This window comes from Bradyrhizobium sp. SZCCHNGR1005, assembly GCF_032489995.1.
Taxonomy (GTDB): Bacteria; Pseudomonadota; Alphaproteobacteria; order Rhizobiales; family Xanthobacteraceae; genus Bradyrhizobium.
In genome coordinates this window covers 513,140-532,992 of the sequence record NZ_JAUEZC010000003.1, presented here as the reverse complement: position 1 = coordinate 532,992, position 19,853 = coordinate 513,140, and the positions used below count along the sequence as shown (strand labels likewise).

Annotated in this window: 19 protein-coding genes; 7 read left to right on the top strand and 12 right to left on the bottom strand. The window is 63.1% G+C overall.

Annotated features, from left to right (window positions below; genetic code table 11):
* Positions 1 to 45 precede the first annotated feature (45 nt).
* From QXZ85_RS14905 to QXZ85_RS14855, 11 genes are all read right to left on the bottom strand, one after another.
* Positions 46 to 1,050 carry an amidohydrolase family protein gene (locus QXZ85_RS14905; RefSeq protein ID WP_315741992.1) on the bottom strand — a complete coding sequence of 335 codons (1,005 nt, stop codon included), beginning with the start codon at positions 1,048 to 1,050 and terminating at the stop codon, positions 46 to 48.
* Between the two features lie 30 nt (positions 1,051 to 1,080).
* Positions 1,081 to 2,604 carry an ATP-binding cassette domain-containing protein gene (locus tag QXZ85_RS14900; RefSeq protein WP_315704798.1) on the bottom strand — a complete coding sequence of 508 codons (1,524 nt, stop codon included), beginning with the start codon at positions 2,602 to 2,604 and terminating at the stop codon, positions 1,081 to 1,083.
* Positions 2,601 to 3,581, bottom strand: coding sequence for a branched-chain amino acid ABC transporter permease (locus QXZ85_RS14895; protein ID WP_315704797.1), 981 nt, complete (start codon positions 3,579 to 3,581; stop codon positions 2,601 to 2,603). The genes QXZ85_RS14900 and QXZ85_RS14895 overlap by 4 nt, the downstream gene beginning before the upstream one ends.
* Positions 3,578 to 4,450, bottom strand: coding sequence for a branched-chain amino acid ABC transporter permease (locus QXZ85_RS14890; protein ID WP_315704796.1), 873 nt, complete (start codon positions 4,448 to 4,450; stop codon positions 3,578 to 3,580). Before QXZ85_RS14890 ends, QXZ85_RS14895 begins: the two co-directional genes overlap by 4 nt.
* Positions 4,451 to 4,513: 63 nt before the next feature.
* Complete coding sequence (locus QXZ85_RS14885) at positions 4,514 to 5,743, bottom strand: amino acid ABC transporter substrate-binding protein (RefSeq protein WP_315768424.1); 1,230 nt, start codon at positions 5,741 to 5,743, stop codon at positions 4,514 to 4,516.
* A gap of 83 nt (positions 5,744 to 5,826) precedes the next feature.
* Positions 5,827 to 6,489 (bottom strand): DAPG hydrolase family protein, encoded by a 663-nt coding sequence (locus QXZ85_RS14880; RefSeq protein ID WP_315704794.1) that lies wholly within the window; start codon positions 6,487 to 6,489, stop codon positions 5,827 to 5,829.
* A gap of 67 nt (positions 6,490 to 6,556) precedes the next feature.
* Positions 6,557 to 7,396 (bottom strand): 3-keto-5-aminohexanoate cleavage protein, encoded by an 840-nt coding sequence (locus QXZ85_RS14875; RefSeq protein ID WP_315704793.1) that lies wholly within the window; start codon positions 7,394 to 7,396, stop codon positions 6,557 to 6,559.
* 60 nt (positions 7,397 to 7,456) lie between these two features.
* Entirely contained in the window at positions 7,457 to 8,401 is a 945-nt protein-coding gene (locus QXZ85_RS14870) for a 3-hydroxyacyl-CoA dehydrogenase family protein (RefSeq protein WP_315729648.1), read from the bottom strand.
* A gap of 36 nt (positions 8,402 to 8,437) precedes the next feature.
* A complete protein-coding gene (locus QXZ85_RS14865; RefSeq protein WP_315704791.1) occupies positions 8,438 to 9,247 on the bottom strand; it encodes an SDR family NAD(P)-dependent oxidoreductase in 810 nt (269 codons plus the stop codon).
* Positions 9,244 to 9,594, bottom strand: coding sequence for a cupin domain-containing protein (locus tag QXZ85_RS14860; RefSeq protein WP_315704790.1), 351 nt, complete (start codon positions 9,592 to 9,594; stop codon positions 9,244 to 9,246). Before QXZ85_RS14860 ends, QXZ85_RS14865 begins: the two co-directional genes overlap by 4 nt.
* Positions 9,594 to 10,433 (bottom strand): cyclase family protein, encoded by an 840-nt coding sequence (locus QXZ85_RS14855; RefSeq protein WP_315704789.1) that lies wholly within the window; start codon positions 10,431 to 10,433, stop codon positions 9,594 to 9,596. The genes QXZ85_RS14860 and QXZ85_RS14855 overlap by 1 nt, the downstream gene beginning before the upstream one ends.
* A gap of 262 nt (positions 10,434 to 10,695) precedes the next feature.
* On the opposite strand from QXZ85_RS14855, the gene QXZ85_RS14850 reads away from it, so the two are divergent.
* From QXZ85_RS14850 to QXZ85_RS14820, 7 genes are all read left to right on the top strand, one after another.
* On the top strand, positions 10,696 to 11,499 hold the full coding sequence (locus QXZ85_RS14850; protein WP_315704788.1) for an IclR family transcriptional regulator: 804 nt from the start codon (positions 10,696 to 10,698) through the stop codon (positions 11,497 to 11,499).
* A gap of 149 nt (positions 11,500 to 11,648) precedes the next feature.
* On the top strand, positions 11,649 to 12,662 hold the full coding sequence (locus QXZ85_RS14845; RefSeq protein ID WP_315727648.1) for a TRAP transporter substrate-binding protein: 1,014 nt from the start codon (positions 11,649 to 11,651) through the stop codon (positions 12,660 to 12,662).
* Between the two features lie 59 nt (positions 12,663 to 12,721).
* Positions 12,722 to 13,243, top strand: coding sequence for a TRAP transporter small permease (locus QXZ85_RS14840; protein WP_315727650.1), 522 nt, complete (start codon positions 12,722 to 12,724; stop codon positions 13,241 to 13,243).
* Complete coding sequence (locus QXZ85_RS14835; protein ID WP_315806390.1) at positions 13,240 to 14,544, top strand: TRAP transporter large permease; 1,305 nt, start codon at positions 13,240 to 13,242, stop codon at positions 14,542 to 14,544. Before QXZ85_RS14840 ends, QXZ85_RS14835 begins: the two co-directional genes overlap by 4 nt.
* Positions 14,537 to 15,508: a D-2-hydroxyacid dehydrogenase gene (locus tag QXZ85_RS14830; RefSeq protein ID WP_316174369.1), complete on the top strand. Its 972-nt coding sequence runs from the start codon at positions 14,537 to 14,539 to the stop codon at positions 15,506 to 15,508. The genes QXZ85_RS14835 and QXZ85_RS14830 overlap by 8 nt, the downstream gene beginning before the upstream one ends.
* The gene (locus QXZ85_RS14825; RefSeq protein WP_315704783.1) at positions 15,505 to 16,695 is read left to right on the top strand and encodes a M24 family metallopeptidase; all 1,191 of its coding nucleotides are present in this window, start codon (positions 15,505 to 15,507) and stop codon (positions 16,693 to 16,695) included. Before QXZ85_RS14830 ends, QXZ85_RS14825 begins: the two co-directional genes overlap by 4 nt.
* Positions 16,696 to 17,754: 1,059 nt before the next feature.
* Positions 17,755 to 18,735, top strand: a complete 981-nt coding sequence (locus tag QXZ85_RS14820; RefSeq protein ID WP_409998393.1) for a transporter — start codon at positions 17,755 to 17,757, stop codon at positions 18,733 to 18,735.
* 87 nt (positions 18,736 to 18,822) lie between these two features.
* Here the strand turns inward: QXZ85_RS14820 and QXZ85_RS14815 are convergent, their stop codons facing one another.
* Positions 18,823 to 19,731, bottom strand: coding sequence for a LysR family transcriptional regulator (locus QXZ85_RS14815; RefSeq protein WP_316174367.1), 909 nt, complete (start codon positions 19,729 to 19,731; stop codon positions 18,823 to 18,825).
* Positions 19,732 to 19,853 lie beyond the last annotated feature (122 nt).

Below are 19,853 nucleotides of genomic sequence, written 5' to 3'. Positions count from 1 at the left end.
AGGATTCGTAGGTCGGCCGCCCGCCGAGATGTGCGGCCGGTCCGCTCAGGAGAGCGCGAACAGGCGCTCGGCGTTCTGGTATGCGATCAGCTCGCGCTCGCGCTGCGTGAGCGCAGCTCCTTCGAGGAAGCGGAGCGCCTCAGCATCATCCTCGTAAGGAAAGTCGGCAGCGAACAGGATGCGTTCAGCTCCGAGCACGTCGATCGACAGCCGAAGCGCGGGCATGGAGGTGACCCCGGCCGTTGTGATCACGAAGTTGTCCAGGAAGTACTCGCTCGGCAGCCGGGGCAGCTTTTCGACGGCGCCGATCTTCACCTGCAGGAGATAGCGATTGTCGATGCGCTGCAGCCAGAACGGGATGCCTTCGCCCATATGGCCGAGAATGATCTTGAGCTTCGGATGGCGAGCGAAGGTGCCGGACATGATCAGCCGCATGGCGTGCAGGCCGGTCTCCGCCGCAAAGCCCCAGCCGGCGAAATAAAGGCCGTAATCGAGGAACGGCTGAACCATTCCGGGTGCAGGTTCGCGCGGATGCAAGTACATCGGCAGGCCGGTCGCCTCCATCGCCTCGAAGATCGGGACATAGCGGGGCGCGTCAAGATATTCGCCGAACGTGTGGGAGTTGACGATCAGGCCGCGCAGGCCGAGCGACTTGATCCGTTCGATCTCGCGCGCGGCCGCGGGGGGATCCTGCGGCGCGATGGCGCCCAGTCCGGCCAGCCGCGTCGGTGCAGCGCGCACTGCTTCGGCGAGCGCGTCGTTGGCGTCGGCTGCGAGCCGTACGGCGAGATCGGGCGCGAACACCTGGACGCCGGGGGACGTCAAGGAGAGCACCTGCATGTCGACGCCGACCTCGTCCATATGCGCGATCCGGCCCTTGCCGATGTCAACCAGGCGTCCATGCAGCAGCGCGTTGCCGGGCGTGTCGGCCAGGATGCTTTCGCCCATCTTGGCAAAGCCTGGTTCGACGTCTGAGCGCGCCAGCACCTTCGTCCATTCTGCGGCGATCTCGGCGGTGACGAAGGCTTCTTCGACGGCAATCTTTTTCATGTCACGCTCCTTGCGACGCTGTCCGGCCGCTCATTCTTCGGTCCCGAAATAAAGATGACGCAGCCGCTCGTCCGCACGCAGGACGGCCGGCGGGCCGGACAGAGTAATCCGTCCCTTGTTGATGATGTGGGCGACATCGGCAAGGTCGAGCGCGCGCTCGATATCCTGCTCCACGACCAGCATGGACAGCCCCTCGCGCTTGAGCTCGGCAAGCGCCGCATACAGGCGGTCCATCATGACCGGCGCGAGACCAAGGCTGATCTCGTCGAGAATAACGAGCCGCGGCTTGGCCATCAACGCGCGACCGATCGCCAAGGCCTGCTGCTGGCCGCCCGACATCGAGGTGCCCGGCGCGTTACGCCGCTCCGCGAGCACCGGAAACAGGGCGTAGACGCGCGCCAGACGCGCCTTGCGTTCTGCTGTGTCGGCGCGGCGTGCAGCCACCAGCAGATTTTCCTCGACCGACAACGAGCCGAAGATGCGCCGCCCCTCCATGCAATGGGCGATGCCGCGCGCCGCCACCGCATGCGGCGGCAAGCGTGTGATGTCCTCGCCATCGAATCGGATCCGGCCGGCAGTGATTGGCAAGGCGCGGCTGATCACATGAGCGAGGGTGGTCTTGCCGGCGCCGTTGCTGCCGAGAATGCCCACGACCTGACCCGGCATCACCGACAGGCTGAGGTCATGAATCACCCGAGCCTGGCCATAGCCCGCGTACACGCCATCGAGTGCAAGCAGCGGCTCAGCGCCTGCCGTCGACGCAATGACGTTGGCGCGCGGCGTCTCTGAAGAGGAGGTCTTGGGGGCGGCGCCATGGCTGGTGCCGAGATAGATCGCGGCGACATCGTCGCTCGCCAGCACATCGGTGGTCGGCCCCCTCGCCAGGAGCTTGCCGAAGTTGATGACCATAAGATCGTCGCAGCACTCCTTCACGATCCGGATCACGTGTTCGATGACGATGATCGAGCGCTCGCCGTCGTTCAGCGACTGGATCAGGGCGATCAGCTCGCTGACTTCGCTGTCGATCAGGCCGGCACCGACCTCATCGAGCAGCAACAGCTTTGGTTTGAGCGCTAGCGCGCGGGCGACTTCGAGGCGCTTGCGCCGGAGCAGCGGCAGATCGCGGGCCTTGACGTGGGCGGCACCGCCGAGCCCACAGCGGTCGAGGATGTCGCGCCGTTCGGCCGCGGCCGTCGAGGTGGCGATGAACGGGGTCAGCGAGAATTGGCCGACGGCGAGATTCTCCTCCACGGTCATGTCGAGGAAGGGGCGGGGGATCTGGTAGGTGCGGCCGATGCCGCTCCGCGCTCGCTCGGAGGCGGGCAGACCGGTGATGTCGCGGCCCTCGAAATCGATGCGTCCTGCACTCGCGGAAATGGCGCCGCCGAGCAGCCCGATCAGGGTCGACTTGCCGGCGCCATTCGGGCCGATCACACCGAGCACGCGACCCTTTTCGAGCCTGATATCCAGGCTTTCGATCGCGACGAGGCCGCCATAGCGCTTGCCGAGACCGACGGCGTCGAGCAGCGGAGTCGTATTGGTGGCGACGGTCATGAGCTCGCAGCCCTGGTGGGGCCGGCGCGCCGCAGCGCGGCTTCGACGAGGCCGCAGAGTCCGCGCGACGCGAAGCGGATCAGAATGATGAGAATGACTCCGGTGATCGCGACATGGAGCTCTGGGTAGTCGGCGAGCAGCTCGCCGATGGCGACGAAGAAGACTGCGCCGATGATGGCGCCGAAGCGCATGCCGAGTCCGCCGATGATCACGATCGCGAGCGGATCGACCGACCATTGCAGGCCGAAGCTGCCGTAGGGTTCGATGGCGCCGAGCTTGATCGCCTGAAGACCCCCGGCAATTGCGACGAGCGCGCTGGCCGCAGTGAACGCCGCGAGCTTGACGCGGAACGCACGCACGCCGACCTGGCTTGCGGCGTCCTCGTCGTCGCGCACCGCCCGCAGCAGTACCGAGAAGCGAGAGCCGGTTGCCAAGGTCATAACCAGCGAGGCGAGGACAAGCAGCAGCGCGGTGTCGCGAAACAACGCTGTGATATCGGGCAAATCGGCGCTGACGAACAGGCCGGTAGCGCCGCCGAACCAGGGCACATTGACGACGAGCAGCCGCAGCGCTTCGGCAAGCGCCAAGGTGCCGACGGTGAAATAGAGTCCACGCAGCCGAAACAGACCGCGCGACATCACAAGCGCGAGTGCCATGGCCGCAACCGCCGAGGCAGCCAGCGCCAAGGCGATGCCGCTATCGGCGTAATTGAGCAGCCCGACCGTGACATAGGCGCCAAGGCCGAAGAAGGAGGAGCTTCCCAAGGACACCAGCCCGCCATAGCCGGCAAGCAGATTCCACGCTTCCGCCAGCACGATATAGAGCAGCAGCTTGAAGCCGATCTCGACAAAATAGGTTGGCAGAATCGAAGGCGCGACCATCAGCGCCGCGAAGAAGATGCCGGCGAGGGCGAGGCGGACAAGCGGATGATGCAGCAGCAGGCTGTGCTCGGGAGCGCGTGTGGTCAGCACGGTCATGCGCGGCTCCCGAGGAAGCCCTGCGGCCTGAGCTGCAGCATCGCCAGGAACAGCACCAGGCCGACCAGGTCGCGATAGCCGTCCCCGAGCGTGAGCCCGCCGACGCTCTGCAGCACGCCGAGCACGATGCCTCCGACCAGCGTTCCCAGCACATTGCCGAGTCCGCCGAGCACGATCACCGCGAAATCCGTCAACAGATAGGTGGCGCCGCTGGTCGGCGTGAAAGACAGCGCCACCCCGATCAGCGTGCCGCCGATTCCGGCGCAGGCGGTGCCGAGGCAGAAGGTCAAGGCATAGACCCGGCTGACATTGATGCCGATGATGGCAGCCGCAAGCGGCTGGTCGGCGCTGGCGCGCAGCTCGCTGCCGAACCGGCTGCGTGCGATCAACAGATGCACCGCCAGGATCAGCGCGGCCGAGATGGCGAAGCCGATCACGTAGATCTGCGGCGCGCTGATCGGGCCGAGCGTCAGCGGAACCGTGGCGTAATCGCGCTCGATGGCGCGGGTGTCGGCGCTGAACAGCAGCACGAACAGGTTCTGCAGGATGATGGAGAGGCCGAACATGGTCATCATGGCCGCTTCCGATCCCTTGCCGGCCAGCGGCTCCAGCAGGAAGCGATAGATCGGATAGCCGATCAGCGCGAGAATGAGGCCGATCAGCGCTAATCCGGCCAGCGGATCGATGCCGGTTCGCTGCAGCAGGAAGAGGCCGGCATAGGCGCCCGCCACGAGAAATTCGCCATGCGCGAGGTTCACCAGACGCATGACGCCAAGGATGATCGACAGGCCAAGCGCCGTCAGCGCCAGCATGCCGCCGAGCAGCAGGCCCGAGATCAGTGCATTGACGATCACATCGAGACCAGGCATTCGCATTCGCCCGCATGACATCGGTGACGGCCGGCGCGATCGGCGCCGGCCTTGTCTCAGCGGTCAAGGCACCGGGAACAGGATCTTGCCGGTGGCGCGGTCCGCCGGCCAGACGATGCTCGTCTTGCCGCCCTGCCATTGCAGCATCGCCAGCGGCAGCTTGGCGGTGTGGTTCTCGTCGAACTTGATGGGCCCGACCACATAGGTCTTGTCGGTCTTGGCGGCCGCAGCGTTGATCTTCTCGGGATCGAGCGAGCCGGCCGCCGCGATCGCGTCGAGCAGGATCTGCGCCGCAGCATAGCTGTCGGCGATGTGCTGGCTGAAGGTCAGCTTGGTCTCGCTTTCGAACGCGGCCGCGAGATCCTTGGCGCCCGGATAGGGAAAGCTCGGATCCCAGTAGCCGCCGACCAGCACACCGTCAGCAAGCTTGCCGAGCGCTTCGGCGAACTGCACCGGCTCGGCCCCCTTCTCGATGACGAGCAGCTTGGGTGCAAAGCCTGCGGACGCAATCTGCTTGCGGATCGAGACCGCTTGCGGGGTGATGGCATCGACCAGCACGATCTCGGCGCCTTTCGCCTTCGCCTCGGCGACAACCGAAGTGAACTGGGTGTTATCGACTGGGAACGACGCGTTCTGCACGACGTCATAGCCGGCGTCCTTGGCCATCTGCGGCCACAGCGTGCCGCCAACGACCTGGCCGTCCGGGCCGTTGTCATGGAAGATCGCGACCTTCTTGTTGGTCTCGAGCTTGAGATCGTCCAGCACCTTGAACGGGATCGCGGCGAGTTCGGGCTCGTGGAAGAACAGGTCCCAGACGTAATTCCACTTACGGACCGACTTGAATGCCTCGATCGGATTGCAGCCGGTGACCAGCGGGATCTTCTTGCGTTCGGCGACCAGCGCGCCGGCATTGACCAGCGCCGGGGTGCAGGAGCCGAGCAGGGCGCGCGCCTGATCGCGCGACAGCAGGCTCTCGGTATTGGCGGCGGTGACGTTGGGATCGGTCTTGTCGTCACGCAGCACGAGCCGGACCGGCATCTTCTTGCCATCGATGGTGATGCCGCCAGCCTTGTTGACCTCGTCGACCGCACGGCTGTAGCCCCATTTCTGGAAGCTGCCGAACCCGGCCAGCGGTCCGCTCAGCGGAATCGACGCGCCGATGACGATGTCGTCGGCTGCGTTGGCTGGCGTTGCGGACCAAGCTGCGGCCAGCGAAAGCAGCGTGATGGGCAGAATTCGTTTGAGGACGGGAAGCCGTCTTGATAACGGCGCCTGCGACGTGCGGGTGGCCATGTTTCCTCCAATTGCTGCGCGAGGCCGTTTTGGCCCATCTCTTATTTGGGGGCGCTCCTTGAGCCGGAGCGCCCCGCGCCGCCTTAGAACGTGTTGTCGCCGGTATAGCGCCGGTACAGGACGGGCAAGATCTCGGCGAGGTAACCCATTTCCTCGGTGGCGTGCTGGTGCAGGCGTCGGGTGAAATCGTCGTTGAGCTGGCGCTTGCGCCCTTCGACGGCGATATGTTCGGGCACCGGCTCGCGCGTCTTCTTGTCGGCGAGAATGCCGAGCCAGAAGCGGGAGCGCATCTCGCAGCCATAATCGGTATCCCGCACGAAATGACACATCCGGCCGACATGGACCGGCGCGTCCTGATCGCCGATGCGCGCGCAGACTGCGACTGCGCCGGAGGCGTCATAGCGTGCGGCGTCGAAGATCTCGTGCGGATGGTGGAAGTCGATGACGAGATCATAAAGCGGCCCTGTAGGACCTACCATATATTCGCTGACGACGTGAGAGGCGCCGATATAGTTGCCGTCGACTCGGTTGAGCCAGGCACTGGCGACATGATCCCGCGGATGCCAGAGCTTGTATTGCTCGATGCCGCCGAGCCAGCCGAACCACCAGTGCACCATCTTGGCGCGGCAGCCCGGCATCCGCGTCAAGGCGGCGACCAGCTTCTTGCCGGCGGCGAGATCCTTGTAGCCCGACTCGAACGGAAGATAGCCGGGATCAAGCAGATGATTGCAGTCCTCGAATTCCACCGTTTCCTCCCGATGTAGTTATCGTTGATCTTGCTTATTGTCTTCGTCTCAAGCGCGAGACACCATGCTACGCGGCGTGAGATGGTCGTCCCGAAAGGTTGAGTATCTCCCGCGCGCTGGGTGCGGTTGCAACGCTCCCGTTTGCTTCGCGAACGAGACGTGCAGCGCGGGCAACAAACTCAGCATTGTTCTTGGCAAGGCGGCCCTTGGCATAGAGTACGTTGTCCTCCATACCGACCCTGATATGCCCCCCTAGCGAAAGGGTGGCGAACAAGATTGGCAGATGGCCAGCGCCGATGCCGAAAGCCGACCACTCCGCATGACGTGGCAAGAGGCTCTTGAGGAACACGAGGTTTTCGACCGTAGCGGCGATACCTCCGGCTGCGCCCAGTACGAACTGGAAATAGCCGGGTCCTCGCAACACGCTTTTCTTCATGTAGTGGATGGCGTTGTAGAGCATGCCCGGATCGAATACCTCGATCTCCGGCATAACGTCGTTCTCGTTCATGACTCCGGCAAGCCTCTCAAGGAAGGCCGGATGATTGATGAACAGCGTCGAATGCATCCAATTCATCGAGCCAGCGTCGAAGGAAGCGAGCTCGGGTTTCAGCTCGATCAGATGCGCCATGCGGGTCTCATCTGTCGCGTTCAGGTCGCCTGACGTGGTGAGGTTCAGCACGACGTCGCAGCGTTGGCGGATGCGTCCGACGGTCTCGATAAATCGACCTTTGTCCATGGTACCCTTGCCGGCATCGTCGCGCATATGCAAATGCGCGATTGCTGCGCCGGCCTGCCAGCATTCGTAGACGTCCTCGGCAATTTCGCGTGGCGTGAGTGGAATTGCTGGATTGTGCTCCTTGGTTGGAAACGCGCCGGTGGGAGCGACGGTGATGATGGTGTCGGCCATAAATCTTTTTCCTCTCCTTTGTGCACCAGCGGCGTTACGGCTTGATCGTTGACTAGAATCTCACGAATAATCGCTTGACGCCTTGAGCTGTTTCACCAGGCGCCCGAGAAAGGCGCGGCGGATCGCAGGGATGTTCTCCTTGTCGTAGACGTAGAATCCTTCACCCGTCTTGATCCCGAGCTTGCCCTCGGCGACCTTCTGCCGCAGCAACGGGCTGGCCTGGCGCGAGGCGTCCATCGCCGCGAGCAGATTGTCGCCGACGGTGAGCCAGATATCGAGGCCGCCAAAATCGGCGACCTCGAGCTGGCCGGTGGTGGCATAGCGGAAGGCCGGGCCGAATTTCAGCGCGGTGTCGACGTCGGCGGCGTCGGCGACGCCCTGCTCGATCAGGGAGAACACCTCGCGCGCGATCGCCTGCTGAATCCGATTGGCAATCAGGCCTGGCACATCCTTCGCCACCTTGGCGATGCGCTTGTCGATCTGCCGATGCAGGGCTATGACCTCTTCGAGCAGGTCAGGCGGCATGTTGCCGAAGGCGGAGATTTCGACCAGCGGCATCAGCAGCGGCGGGTTGTACCAATGCGTCACCAGCGTGCGGGCCTGACGCGCCCCCGGCAGAGCTGCAATCATTGGCGCGAGCGGCAGGCTCGAGGTGTTGGTGGCGAAGATCGCGTGAGCCGGCGCCAGACTGTCGAGCTCTGCCAACAGCGCCTGCTTCAGCTCCAGCTTCTCGGGCGCGGCCTCGACGATGAAGTCGCGGTCTTGGACTGCTGGCGCCAAGGATTCGAATAGAGTGATGCGCTCGATGGCGGCTGTGGCCGCGTCCGCTGCGACAGATGCCTCGTCCACCAGGAGGTCATAGCCGGCCTCGACCTCAGACCTGATGGTGGCGCGCTGCGCGGCCGAGGGTTCGACCAAGTTCACCGGAAAGCCGCGCAGCGCGAACGCGGCCGCGATGCCGCGCCCCATCGTGCCGCCACCGATCACTGCAATCCGCTGCAACATGCCTGTCTCCAGCTGTCAGGAGTTCGGCGGCGGGGATTATCCCGCCGTGTAGCCGCCGTCGGCGTCGAGGGTATGGCCGGTGTAGAAATCCGAGGCTCGCGAGACCAGGAACAGCAGGGGACCTGCGAGATCCTGCGGCTCGCCGAGCCGTCCCTTGGGAACGCGGGCCAGAAAGCCTTTGCGTACGTCGCGCGCCCGCTCGGTGTCCTCGAACATCCAGGCCGTCAGCGGCGAGCGGAACACCGTTGGCGCGATCGCATTGACGGTGATGCCGCTATCGCCCCATTCGCAGCCGAGTGCGCGAGTGATGCCGTCGATCGCGGATTTCGAGGCGCAATAGGCCGAATAGCCGGCGGGATGGCCGAGCTTGCCGCGCGCCGAGGACATCAGCACGATCTTGCCGCCGCGGCCCTGCGCCAGCATCTGCTTGCCGGCTGCCTTGGCCATCAGCCAGGACTGCGTCACATTGGCATCCATCACGTCGAGGAAGCGCGCTGGCGCCATGTCGACGATTTTGGATACGTCGTTCTTGCCGGAGGCGACGACGAGGATATCGACGCCGCCGAAGGCAGCGACCGTCTTGGCAACAATGTCGTCGCAGGTCTTCTCATCGCGCGGGCGCGCTTGGATGCTCAGCGCCTCGGCGCCGAGCGCTCTCGCATCGGCGACCGTCTTGTCCAGCGCTTCAGCATTGCCGGCGACCGCAGCGACCTTGGCACCGGCTCCGGCCAGCACCTGGACAGCCAGCGCGCCAAACGCACCCGAGGCGCCGGTCACGACCGCGACCTTGCCGCCGATATCGAACAGAGACAGGGGATTTTTCAGGAAGTTCGCGCTCTTGCTCATGGCGTGACACCCGGCGGATAGGGGATGATGACCAGCATGGTGCAGACATCATTGCGGCGATTGACGATCTCGCGGACCTCGTTCGGCGCGATGGTGCAGCTGTCATAGGGACTGAGCACGGTCTCCTTCCCGTCTACGATCACCGTCATCTCGCCGGCGAGGACGACATAGACCTTCTCGAACGGCGTCGAATCCGGACCGGCGCCGCCACCTGGCAGGAATTGCGAGAGGCCGACCCATTGGTTGGTCGGGCCGCCCGGCTCAAACCCCTGCAGCCGCAGGCCAACCACGCCGCGGTGGTTGGGCGCGTCATAGGGCTTGGCATCATGGAAGCGCTTCACATGCATCAGAACGCCTCGCCCTTCTCGATGCGGTAAGCTTGGTTTGGATCGGTGATGGCAACCAAGCGGATGATGCAGCCGTCACCGCGATCCCAATTCCAAGGGAAGAACGCGAAGGTGCAGCGCTTGCCGGTGACCTCGTCGAGATCACCGCCGACATTCTCGATGCCGAGAATGCCGTGCTTGAAGAGCTTGTTATGGACCGGCTCCCATTCCGGGAAGTCCTCGGTCCAGTCGCGACCGCCGGACCAGGCGCGATATTCTTCCCGCAGATGCGGCAGCAGCGGGCCGTTGCGATGCTGGCCGATGGCCGTGGCGAGCGGATGGTCGTTGGCCTGGGTGTCGTGGCCCACCACCTTCACTTGCTTGTCGACCATCCAGTCTGCCGCTGACGGGACCAAGCCCGGGCAGTAGGCGAAGTAATCGCCATCTTCGTAAGCCTTATGCCAACCGGTGTTGATGATCAGCACGTCGTGCGGACGGATCGCATGGCCGCAGGCCTTTTCCAGATCATCGGCGGTGATGGATTCCCACTTCTTCTTCGGCAGCGACACCACGAGGCCCGAGCCGAAGAAATGCGGCAGCGGCACTTCGTCGATGAAGGGCGTGCCCTGCACCACATGGGCCGGTGCATCGATATGCGTGGTCGAATGCATCGAGGTCGTGATGCGCTGAGACAGCACGCCAGACTTCGCCATGTAGTGGATGCGCTCGATCTTCACGTCTTCGAAATAGGGCCAGTTCGGGCACTGGAATCCCCAGCGATGGGAGAGGTTGGTGAACCTCAGACCCATGGCGTTGTCGGTGTTGCTCTGAAAATCGATGCCCCGAATCTTGATGGACATGCGCATCCTTCCCCTTTGAACTGCTTTTTCCTCGAAGCAAGTAATCCTGCTTGCCCCACATTGCGATACACATGTACCATATAACGGAAAAGGTCAACCGAAATTCGGACGCGCAACGGCTCATGCCAACCGGCGCGTCGGCCAGTCAGGGACATCGGTGTGATCCGAGCGCGCGGCGTCGTCGTGTTTTTGGCCGTTGCGCTAAAGTGTCAGCGAGCAGATTCCGATCGCATGATCGGTCCAATCGGAGGATAAGAGACTGATGTCGAAAGCCGCAGCGCGGGCATTAAAAACCAGAGCCTCCGCGCCGCCACCGTCTGATGAACGTGGCGGCAATGGCATCCAGGTGCTGGCGCGCGCCGGCAGCATTCTGCGCACGCTGGAGAGCCATCCGAACGGCTTGAGCCTCGGCCAGATTGCGAAGTCGGTCGGGCTCGCCCGCTCGACGGTGCAGCGGATCGTGGCGGCGCTGATGGCCGAGGACTTCGTCACGTCGAGCGGGCCCGGACAGGTTCGGATCGGCATGGGCCTGTTGCGGATCGCGGCTTCAATCGGTGCAAATTCCAGCGAAATTATTCGTCCGCACCTTCTCGCCTTGGGCGAAGAGGTTGGCGAAACCGTCGATCTGTCCGTCCTGTCGGGCGGGTCGGTGGTGTTCGTCGATCAGGTGCCTGGCCGTCGCCGGCTAACAGCGCTGTCCGCAGTCGGCGAGCGTTTCCCGCTCCATTGCACCGCGAACGGCAAGGCCGTGCTGTCCTGTTTCTCGCCGGAAGAAAGCGAGGAACTAATCGAGAAGAGCCTGGCCGAGCACCCCGACTTCCCGCTCGCCAACCGCAAGCGCCTGATCGACGAGCTCAATGATATTCGCCGCACTCATCTCGCCTACGATCTCGAAGAGCATGGTGCGGGCATCAGCGCGATCGGCACGGCCGTGATCGATCATTTCGGCCGTCCGGTCGCGGTGTCGATTCCAGTGCCGACGCAGCGCTTTCTGGAAAACCGCGACGCCTTTGCCGAAAAGCTGCTCGGCTTCCGGCGGAGGGTTGAAGGCATTCTGTCGCGCTGAGGGGCGAATGGGCTCTTGCGAGCGCAACCATGATGCGGTACATCTGAACCGAATAACAATACAGCGATAGAAGATGTCCGTTCGAGACATCCACGCTGTAGGACCGGGGGCGAACAAGCTCCGGGCGCATGAGGGCAGGAGGAAACGCCATGATCACACGTCGGTCGGCTCTGCTTGGGGCCATCTCGGGAGCTGCGGTCGGGATGGTCGGCTCACGGTCCGCCAGGGCCGAGCCGATCGGTCTGAAAGTCTCGCATTATCTGCCGCCCAATCACACGTTTCACCGCGAGCTGACAAAATGGGGCGAGAGCCTCACCGAGCAGTCGCAAGGGCAGCTGACGCTCAACATCTTCCCGGCCTCCCAGCTCGGTCCGGTGAACCGCCAATTCGATCTCGTGCGCAACGGCGTCGTGGACATCGCGGTCGGTCTCCATGGCGCAACGCCCGGCCGTTTCCCAATGGCAGATCTGGTGGCGTTGCCTTACTCGGCGCCGAAGGCAGGCAACAACAGCGCCGTCACCTCGCGTAGGCTCACAGAATTGGCGCCGACCTACCTCTATCCGGAACATCAGGGCATGAAGGTGTTGTGGATGGCGGTGACCAATCCGCTCATGGTCCACACCAGCAAGCGTCCCGTTGCCAAGCTCGAAGATTTCAAGGGCTTGCGGGTCCGCTATGCCGGCGAGCAGTTCGCGCAGATCATTCCGCTGCTCGGTGCAACGCCGCTCGCCGTGCCTCCGGCCGAAACCGCAGACAGCCTCTCCAAGGGCATCATTGATGCCGCGACATTTCCCTACGAAGCGTGCCAAAGCTTTGATCTGGGTACCGTGATCAAATATTCACTGGAGCCGGGTGTCAGCACCGCGACCTTCGCGGTGGCCATGAATCCAAACAAGTTCAAATCACTGCCGGCCGAACTGCAACAGCTGATCGACAAGACCACGGGGCCCGCGATGGCCGAGCGCTTCGGAGCTGCCTTCGACGCCAGCGAAAAGGCCGGTCGTGCGTACATGGCCGGCAAGGGCGTGCAGATCTCGCAATTCGCCGATGCTGAGCTCTCCCGCGTGAAGGAGATTCTTGCGCCGCTGCGCAACAAGGCCCTCGGCGAGCTCGAGAAGGCAGGCAAGCCGGGCAAAGCGTTTCTCGACGCCTACACCGCCTAAAGCGGAAGCCACCTGACGCCTGCCGAAAACCCGGCGGTGTGCTGCGATAGGATATCAACATGGCCGCCGCGCCACTTGAAACCTTCACCGCCCGTCTGAAAACAGCTCAAGTCCGGCTCGCAATGATCGCGCTCGTCATCATGATGCTCAGCACATGCGTCGACGTGACTTTGCGCTTTCTCTTCAACCGCCCGATCCGCGGGGCCTACGACATCGTCGAGGCGTGCCTCGTCGTTTTCGTCTTTCATGGGATGTCGGCGAGTTTCTTTGCGCGCAAGAACATCGTGATCGATATCGTCGATTCCCTGGTCAGCTCACGCGTCGAGCGCGTGCTGGTCCGCCTCTCCGACGTGATCTCGCTCGCGCTTCTCATCGTTGTCACCGCGGCGATGATCGCGCCCGCCCTGCAGGCCTATGATTACGGTGATCGCAAGCTGGAGCTGGGTCTGCAGCTCTGGGTGCTCTGGATCTTTGCGATCGTCGGCCTGATCGGCACGCTGCTGTGCGCGCTCGGACCCTTGGTGCGGCCAGTACCGGCCTCGCGCAGGATCTCTCATGCCGAAGGCGGGGAGGGGGCATGAGTGTCCAGTGGATCGGTGCGATCGGCGTTCTCGCGCTGTTTGCGCTTTTGTTCCTGCGCGTTCCGGTCTGGGCGGCACTGCTCATCGTCGGCCTCACCGGCAACACCGTCATCAATGGCTGGGCCGCAGCTTTCACGACGCTCGGCACGACGCCGTTCGACGTCGCCAATTCCTATGCACTGTCGGTGATTCCGCTGTTCATCCTGATGGGCGATGTCGCTTCGAGCACGCGGCTATCGGCGGATCTATTCAATGCCGCGCGCCTGCTGCTGTCGGGCGTGCGCGGCGGTCTCGCGGTCGCGGCGATCGGGGCCTCCGCCTGCTTCGGTGCGGTCTGCGGCTCATCGATTGCGACCGCGGCCACCATGTCGCGCATTGCGTTGCCGGAAATGCGCGAGGCGAGCTACGATGACGGTCTTGCCGCCGGTGCGATCGCGGCGGGGGGATCGATCGGCATTCTGGTGCCGCCATCGATCATCCTGGTGATCTACGGCGCCATCGCCGAGCAGTCGGTGCCAAAGCTGTTCGCGGCTGCGCTGTTTCCGGCGATTATCCTCACCGTGTCCTATGTCGCGCTGGCGCTGCTTGCGGCGAAGCTGAACCCAAAGCTCGCCCCGCTCGGCAAGCCCGTCGGCTGGCGCGAGCGTCTCGGCGCGCTACGCCAGCCCTGGCAATTCCTGCTGCTGTTCACGCTGACCATTGGCGGCATTTATGGCGGCATTTTCAGTCCGACCGAAGCCGCTGCGCTCGGTGCGTTCGGCGCGATCGTGCTCGGCGTGATCGGCCGCAGGCTGTCGGCAGCCCAGCTGTTTCAGGCGGTCGAGGGCGCGGTATCGACCTCGGCCTTGCTGTTCGCCATCATCATCGGCGCGACCTATTTCGCGAGCTTCGTCGTTCAGACGCAATTGCCACAGCTGCTCGCCACGATCGCCCAATCGCTGCATCTGCCCGGCCTTGCGGTGATGGGCATCATCATAGTCGCTTATGTCGTGATCGGCTGCTTCCTCGAAGGCATCGGCATGGTTCTGATCACGGTGCCGGTGTTTCTGCCGCTGGTCACGCAATATGGCTACGACCCGGTGTGGTTCTCGATCATCGTGGTGATCGTGGTCGAGCTCGGCCTGATCCATCCGCCGGTTGGGATGAACCTGTTCGTGATCCAGGCGCAGGTGCCGGATATCAGCCTCGGCGCAATCTATCGCGGCATTCTGCCGTTCCTGATTGCGCCTTTCCTGCTGCTTGCTCTGCTCCTGATCTTTCCCGAACTCGCACTCTGGCTGCCGAGGGTCCTGTATGGCTGATCGTCCTCTCGAGATCGTCGTAATCACGCAGGACGTGCCACGGCTTGCGGCGCGCCTCGCCGAAACTTGTCCGGAGGTCATCATCCATGCCGGAGGGTCGGCATCGGCGGTGCTCGCGCACGCAGCCTCGGCCCGGGTGCTGATGGGACTCGCGCAGTCGATCACGCCTGGGCTCGTTGCGGCCACCCCGCGGCTGCAATGGATCCAAGCCTTCACCACCGGGGTCGATCCATTGCTGGCGCTTGGCCTGCCGAACCACATCCTCGTCACCTCGGCGCGCGGCATCCACGGGCCTCAGATGTCGGAGATGGCGTTCATGCACATGCTCGCGTTGGGGCGGGGACTGCCGCGGATGGTCGACAACCAGCATCGCGCAGCATGGGAGCGTTGGCCGCAGCGTCTCCTGCTCGGAAAGACCGCCGTGCTGGTCGGGGTCGGGGCGATCAGCGAGGATCTGGCGGTGCGCTGCCAGGCATTCGGCGTGCGCGTGATCGGCATCAGCGACGCGCGCGGCGAGGGACGTGGATTTGACGCTGTTCGTCCCCGCGGCGAACTGGTGCGCACCGCGCGGGAGGCCGATTTCCTGATCGTGCTTGCAGCTTATACGCCCGAGACGCGGCACCTGATCGACGGGACGGTGCTGGACGCGCTGCCATCCCACGGCTTCCTGATCAATCTGGCGCGCGGGCCGGTCGTGGATGAGGCCGCGCTGATCGACCGGCTGCAGCGGCGGACATTCGCCGGGGCAGGTCTTGACGTCTTCGATGGCGAGCCGTTGCCTGCCACCAGCGCCCTCTGGCAGCTGGACAATGTGCTGATCACGCCGCATCTCGGCGGCATGAGCGACTGCTATGAAGAGCAGCTGCTACCGCTTGTGATGGAGAACGTGAGGGCGTTTGCGGCGGGCGATCATGCGCGGATGCGCAATCGGATCATATCAGGTCGAGCTGGAGCTGCCGCATGAGCGTGCACGAACGAATTCCGGTCCGCATCAGCGATGCGGAACTCTCTCGGCGCTGGGCCGCGATGCGGGCCGCGTTGAAGCAGCACGGCATCGACGTCGTCATCGTGCAGGCCACCAATGATTGGCTCGGCGGAAACGTCAAGTGGCTGACCGACATTCCGGCCAACAACGGCTATCCGCGGACGGTCTTGTTCTATGCCGACGACCTCATGACCGTGATCGAAATGGGCGTCTTCAACGGTCGGCGTTCGCTCAAGGGTGAAGACCCGATCCACCGCGGAGTCGGTACCATCCTGACGACACCGTCATTTCCGTCGATCGATTATACGGTGCGCTATGACGCCGATTTGGCCGTGGCGGATCTGCAGGCGCGGAATGTGCGGCGGGTCGGGCTCGCCAATGCCGGGGGGGTTCTCGCCGGGTTCAGCGAGGCGCTGCGCGCTGGGCTTGCCAATATCGAGATCGTCGACGTCACGGAGGAGATCGATGCGATCAAGGCGATCAAGAGCGAGGAGGAGCAGGGCTTGATCCGACGCACCGCGGCGCAGCAGGATGAGGTGTTCGCGCATGTCTGCCGCGTCATTCGTCCCGGACTGCGTGATATCGACATCACCTCGGCCGCGCAGATGAAGGCCCAGCAGCTCGGCAGCGAGCAGGGCATCTTTCTGGGCGCCTCCGCCAAGATCGGCATTCGCTCGCCCTTCATGGGCCGGCACTTCCAGGGCCGCACCTTGGCCGAGGGCGATCATCTGTCGCTGCTGATCGAGGTCAACGGGCCCGGCGGCTTCTTTTGCGAGATTGCGCGCACCTTGGTGCTGGGCAAGGCCAGCGCGGAGCTGCGCGATGGCTTCGCGGCGGTCAAGGCGGCTCAAGACCATACGTTGTCGCTGCTCAAGCCGGGAACATCGGCCCGGTCTATTGCCGCGGCCCACGACGACTACATGACCACCCGCGGCCTTCCGCCCGAGGTGAGGCTCTATGCCCACAGCCAGGGCTACGATATGGTGGAACGGCCGCTGATCCGTCGCGACGAGACCATGGCGATCGCCGCCGGCATGAATTTGGCCGTGCATCCAGGATATGAGACCGACGCGATTTTCGCCGTGATCTGCGACAATTATCTCATTGGCCCGGGAGGGCCGGGTGCGTGCCTCCATCGCACCGAGAAGAAGTTATTCGAGCTATAGCGGTCGCATGCTCACTGCTGCGGCAGTACCCCGGCCAGGCAGTGGTGAGATGAAGGCGGAAGTTGCCGTCCAGAGACGGATTCGTGTACGCACGCCGGCCTGTCGTGCTGTCCAAGCATCGACAACTGGTAATCTCGGCACGAAATAGTCTGTGATCGGGGTTGGGTCCGCCAATCCGACTCCTGATCTGTTGTGGCACAGGGCCCTACCTCCTTACGGACCCTGCAAGCTGGTACAAATCCTTGGGAGGACCCTGTAAGTTCAGCCTGCGGTCTTCGGGAGAGACTAACGCCATCGGCCCTCGCATTCAGCCATTTCCAGACGATCCCCGATGCCCCACAAACCGCAATGGGATCCAGACGCCCGCTCCTGGGCTAGGCTGCCCTTCAATAGGAAAACAGCGTTTTCAAAGTGCTGAGTTTAGCGCGTAGAGGACCCTTGCTGCCATCCGCCGATGAGAGATTGCCAAATGCAGGATTGTCCATTTGGCATCGATGGTGCGTTTGCCGGGGAGTAGGCTGGCGGCCTCACTGATGTGGAAGAGTTATCTCCGTTATGTTGGGAGGTCCAACCTTCTAGCCGGCTTCCAATCAATAGGGGACGTCGCTGAGACTGCTCCGCTCGGAACGGCACTCAACAAAGCCGTTCGACCCGCTGCTTCGAGCAGCGATTTGAGCTGGTTGCAGGTCCCCGCAACCAAGACATAGATACTGCCCCAAGCCGATGCTGCGGGAGTGTCTTTGCTTTGAAGATCGACGCGTCCGGCAGAGCATCCGGCTTCATGGGCCCATGCGGCCACAGCACAATCGTGCTGATGCGCCGGATCTCCTCGCCGTTCATCGCTGACGTCTCGCCTTAGCTCCAGTGCCTCCGCCGATCGGTACGCTTCAGTGAGGCATCGAGGCGGTCAATATCTAAGATCAAAACGATCAATTTTACGAATGTTCCGCGATCGCTCATCAATGACGCTATCGGACGGCGCGGGCGCGTCGCCAGGACGAAGGTCGACGGGCGCAAGCTCGTTTCGAAGAAGAACGCGCCGCTAAAAAGGGGGGATCCATGAGAACAGGACTGATGCGGCCCGTGTCCGTAGCATTGATAATGGTCGGACTGATCCGGGGCGCGTGGGCCGCCGAGAACGGGACTACGAACTACCCGGCGGGCTCGCCCGGGGTGTTCATCTCCGCATTTCCGCCGATTCCGGGTCTGTTTGCGATCAGTCAGACCAACTACACCAGTTCGAACGGCTTGTATGACGGACAGGGCAACAAGCTGCCGATCAACTTCAAGCTCTCTGCCGTATCGGAGACAATGCGGTTTCTCGCCAGCTATCCCGGCGATTTCTTCGGCGCGCACGTCTATTCTCAGCTGGTCGTGCCCTATGTTCACCTCGAAAGCTCCAATCCGGGAGGATCGTTCCAGGCCAACGGCTTTGCCAACCCGACCTTTTCGCCGATCATCCTGAACTGGGTGTCGCCTATGCAGAGCTTCACCCTCGGCCTCGACATCATGCCGAATATCGGCACCTATTCGGCGCGGCAGCCGCTGAATGTCGGCACCAATTATACCACGATCTCGCCGGTGCTGGCTTATCGCTATGCCGATCCGAAAGGATTAGAGGTCGCCGTTTCGCCGCGTTTGCTGCTGAATAACACCAACACAGACTCAGTCAACGCCTTTACGCAACTGACCCAGCAGTACCGGAGCGGCGATGCGCTCGTCGTCGACTTCGCAGCGGGCTACAATATCGGCGCCTGGAAATTCGGAGTGGTCGGCGGCTATACGCATCAGTACCAGGACGACAAGGTCAACGGCATGAAGGCGTTCAACTTCGCCGGTGTGCAGGACGGAAATCGCCTCCGGTCCATCAATGCAGGCCCGTCGCTGACCTACAATGCGGGGCCCTATCAGATCAACATCAACTACCAGCATACGTTCTACGTCGAGAACGGCAGCCGCGGCGATACGGTCTGGGCCAATCTGGCTTTCCCCATCTGGGTGCCGGCGCCGCCGCCCGGAGCCGGGCCGGTCAAACACTGAGTCGCCAGCCTTGATCCATCGCCTCTGGGCGGAAACGGTCGCGCAACGCACGGCCGTTCCTTCTTGACCGCTGCTGATCGACTGCCATCAGGGTAACTCGGCGACGACTTCGCGCATCAGATCGCGCAGCCATAAGAGACCTGCGTCGTTGGAGCGGTAGCGGTGCCATTGCACGCGCTGCCGCAGGGCAGGCAATGAGACCGGCAGCTCGATGATGCGGATGGGGAGGCTCCGCTGCGCGGCGACCGCAAGCCGCCGGTGCACGGTCGCAATCCGGTTTGTGCCGGCGATGAGATGCGGGATCGCGGTGAAAGCATAGACTGAAACATCTTCGCTGCGGCTCATGTTGCGCTGCTCCAGATAGTAGCTCTCCAGCGATTGGGCCGTAGCCGCCGGCCGCATCACGACGTGTGACGCCCTGGCGAACTCCTGGCGTGACAGCTTTCCCTTGCCATACCTTCCCTTGCTCCACGCGATGACGCAGAAGTCGTCTTCGAAAATCAGTTCCGACGGATGCAGCTTCGAGCTGAATTCCTCCGGGATGATGAGAAGGTCGACATCGCCGCGCTCGAGCGCACGCTCGGGACGCTGGACCTGCTGGATGAAATCGAAGCGGATTCCGGGCGCAAGCGCTTCGGTGCGTGCCATCAAGCGCGGGATCATCGTAACCAGCGTGTAGTCCGACGCCAGGATCTTGAAGCAGCGATCCGATTGAGCCGGATCGAACTGTGCGGACGAGGCGATAGCCCAGTCGACCCGCACCAGAAGGTCTCTGATCGAGTCCTTAAGCACCTCGGCTCGGGGGGTGAGCTCCATCTTGCGGCCGATCTTTACCAGGAGTTCGTCGTCGAAATAGGTGCGCAGGCGCAGCAGGGCGTTGCTCATTGCCGATTGCGTCATGTTCATCCGCGCGGCAGCGCCACTGACGCTGCGTAGGTGCAAGAGATGATCGAGCGCCACCAGAAGATTGAGGTCGAACTTGTTGTTGAAGCGCATCGCCGGCCTCGCTGGATGTATTCAGACAATCAATGCGAACGATCTTGATAATCAATTTTTCGAAATGGTCAAACGAGGCTAATCCAGATTTTGGGAAGAACGTCCAAAGGCGCGTGACGCCT

Coding starts and splice junctions, on each gene's coding strand:
- QXZ85_RS14855 (WP_315704789.1), bottom strand. CDS start 10,433: ATGTCCATCAAGATTCGGGGCATCGATTTTCAGAGCAACACCGACAAC.
- QXZ85_RS14825 (WP_315704783.1), top strand. CDS start 15,505: ATGAGCGTGCACGAACGAATTCCGGTCCGCATCAGCGATGCGGAACTC.
- QXZ85_RS14895 (WP_315704797.1), bottom strand. CDS start 3,581: ATGACCGTGCTGACCACACGCGCTCCCGAGCACAGCCTGCTGCTGCAT.
- QXZ85_RS14830 (WP_316174369.1), top strand. CDS start 14,537: ATGGCTGATCGTCCTCTCGAGATCGTCGTAATCACGCAGGACGTGCCA.
- QXZ85_RS14900 (WP_315704798.1), bottom strand. CDS start 2,604: ATGACCGTCGCCACCAATACGACTCCGCTGCTCGACGCCGTCGGTCTC.
- QXZ85_RS14835 (WP_315806390.1), top strand. CDS start 13,240: ATGAGTGTCCAGTGGATCGGTGCGATCGGCGTTCTCGCGCTGTTTGCG.
- QXZ85_RS14885 (WP_315768424.1), bottom strand. CDS start 5,743: ATGGCCACCCGCACGTCGCAGGCGCCGTTATCAAGACGGCTTCCCGTC.
- QXZ85_RS14820 (WP_409998393.1), top strand. CDS start 17,755: ATGAGAACAGGACTGATGCGGCCCGTGTCCGTAGCATTGATAATGGTC.
- QXZ85_RS14890 (WP_315704796.1), bottom strand. CDS start 4,450: ATGCCTGGTCTCGATGTGATCGTCAATGCACTGATCTCGGGCCTGCTG.
- QXZ85_RS14845 (WP_315727648.1), top strand. CDS start 11,649: ATGATCACACGTCGGTCGGCTCTGCTTGGGGCCATCTCGGGAGCTGCG.
- QXZ85_RS14870 (WP_315729648.1), bottom strand. CDS start 8,401: ATGTTGCAGCGGATTGCAGTGATCGGTGGCGGCACGATGGGGCGCGGC.
- QXZ85_RS14905 (WP_315741992.1), bottom strand. CDS start 1,050: ATGAAAAAGATTGCCGTCGAAGAAGCCTTCGTCACCGCCGAGATCGCC.
- QXZ85_RS14875 (WP_315704793.1), bottom strand. CDS start 7,396: ATGGCCGACACCATCATCACCGTCGCTCCCACCGGCGCGTTTCCAACC.
- QXZ85_RS14860 (WP_315704790.1), bottom strand. CDS start 9,594: ATGCATGTGAAGCGCTTCCATGATGCCAAGCCCTATGACGCGCCCAAC.
- QXZ85_RS14850 (WP_315704788.1), top strand. CDS start 10,696: ATGTCGAAAGCCGCAGCGCGGGCATTAAAAACCAGAGCCTCCGCGCCG.
- QXZ85_RS14865 (WP_315704791.1), bottom strand. CDS start 9,247: ATGAGCAAGAGCGCGAACTTCCTGAAAAATCCCCTGTCTCTGTTCGAT.
- QXZ85_RS14840 (WP_315727650.1), top strand. CDS start 12,722: ATGGCCGCCGCGCCACTTGAAACCTTCACCGCCCGTCTGAAAACAGCT.
- QXZ85_RS14815 (WP_316174367.1), bottom strand. CDS start 19,731: ATGCGCTTCAACAACAAGTTCGACCTCAATCTTCTGGTGGCGCTCGAT.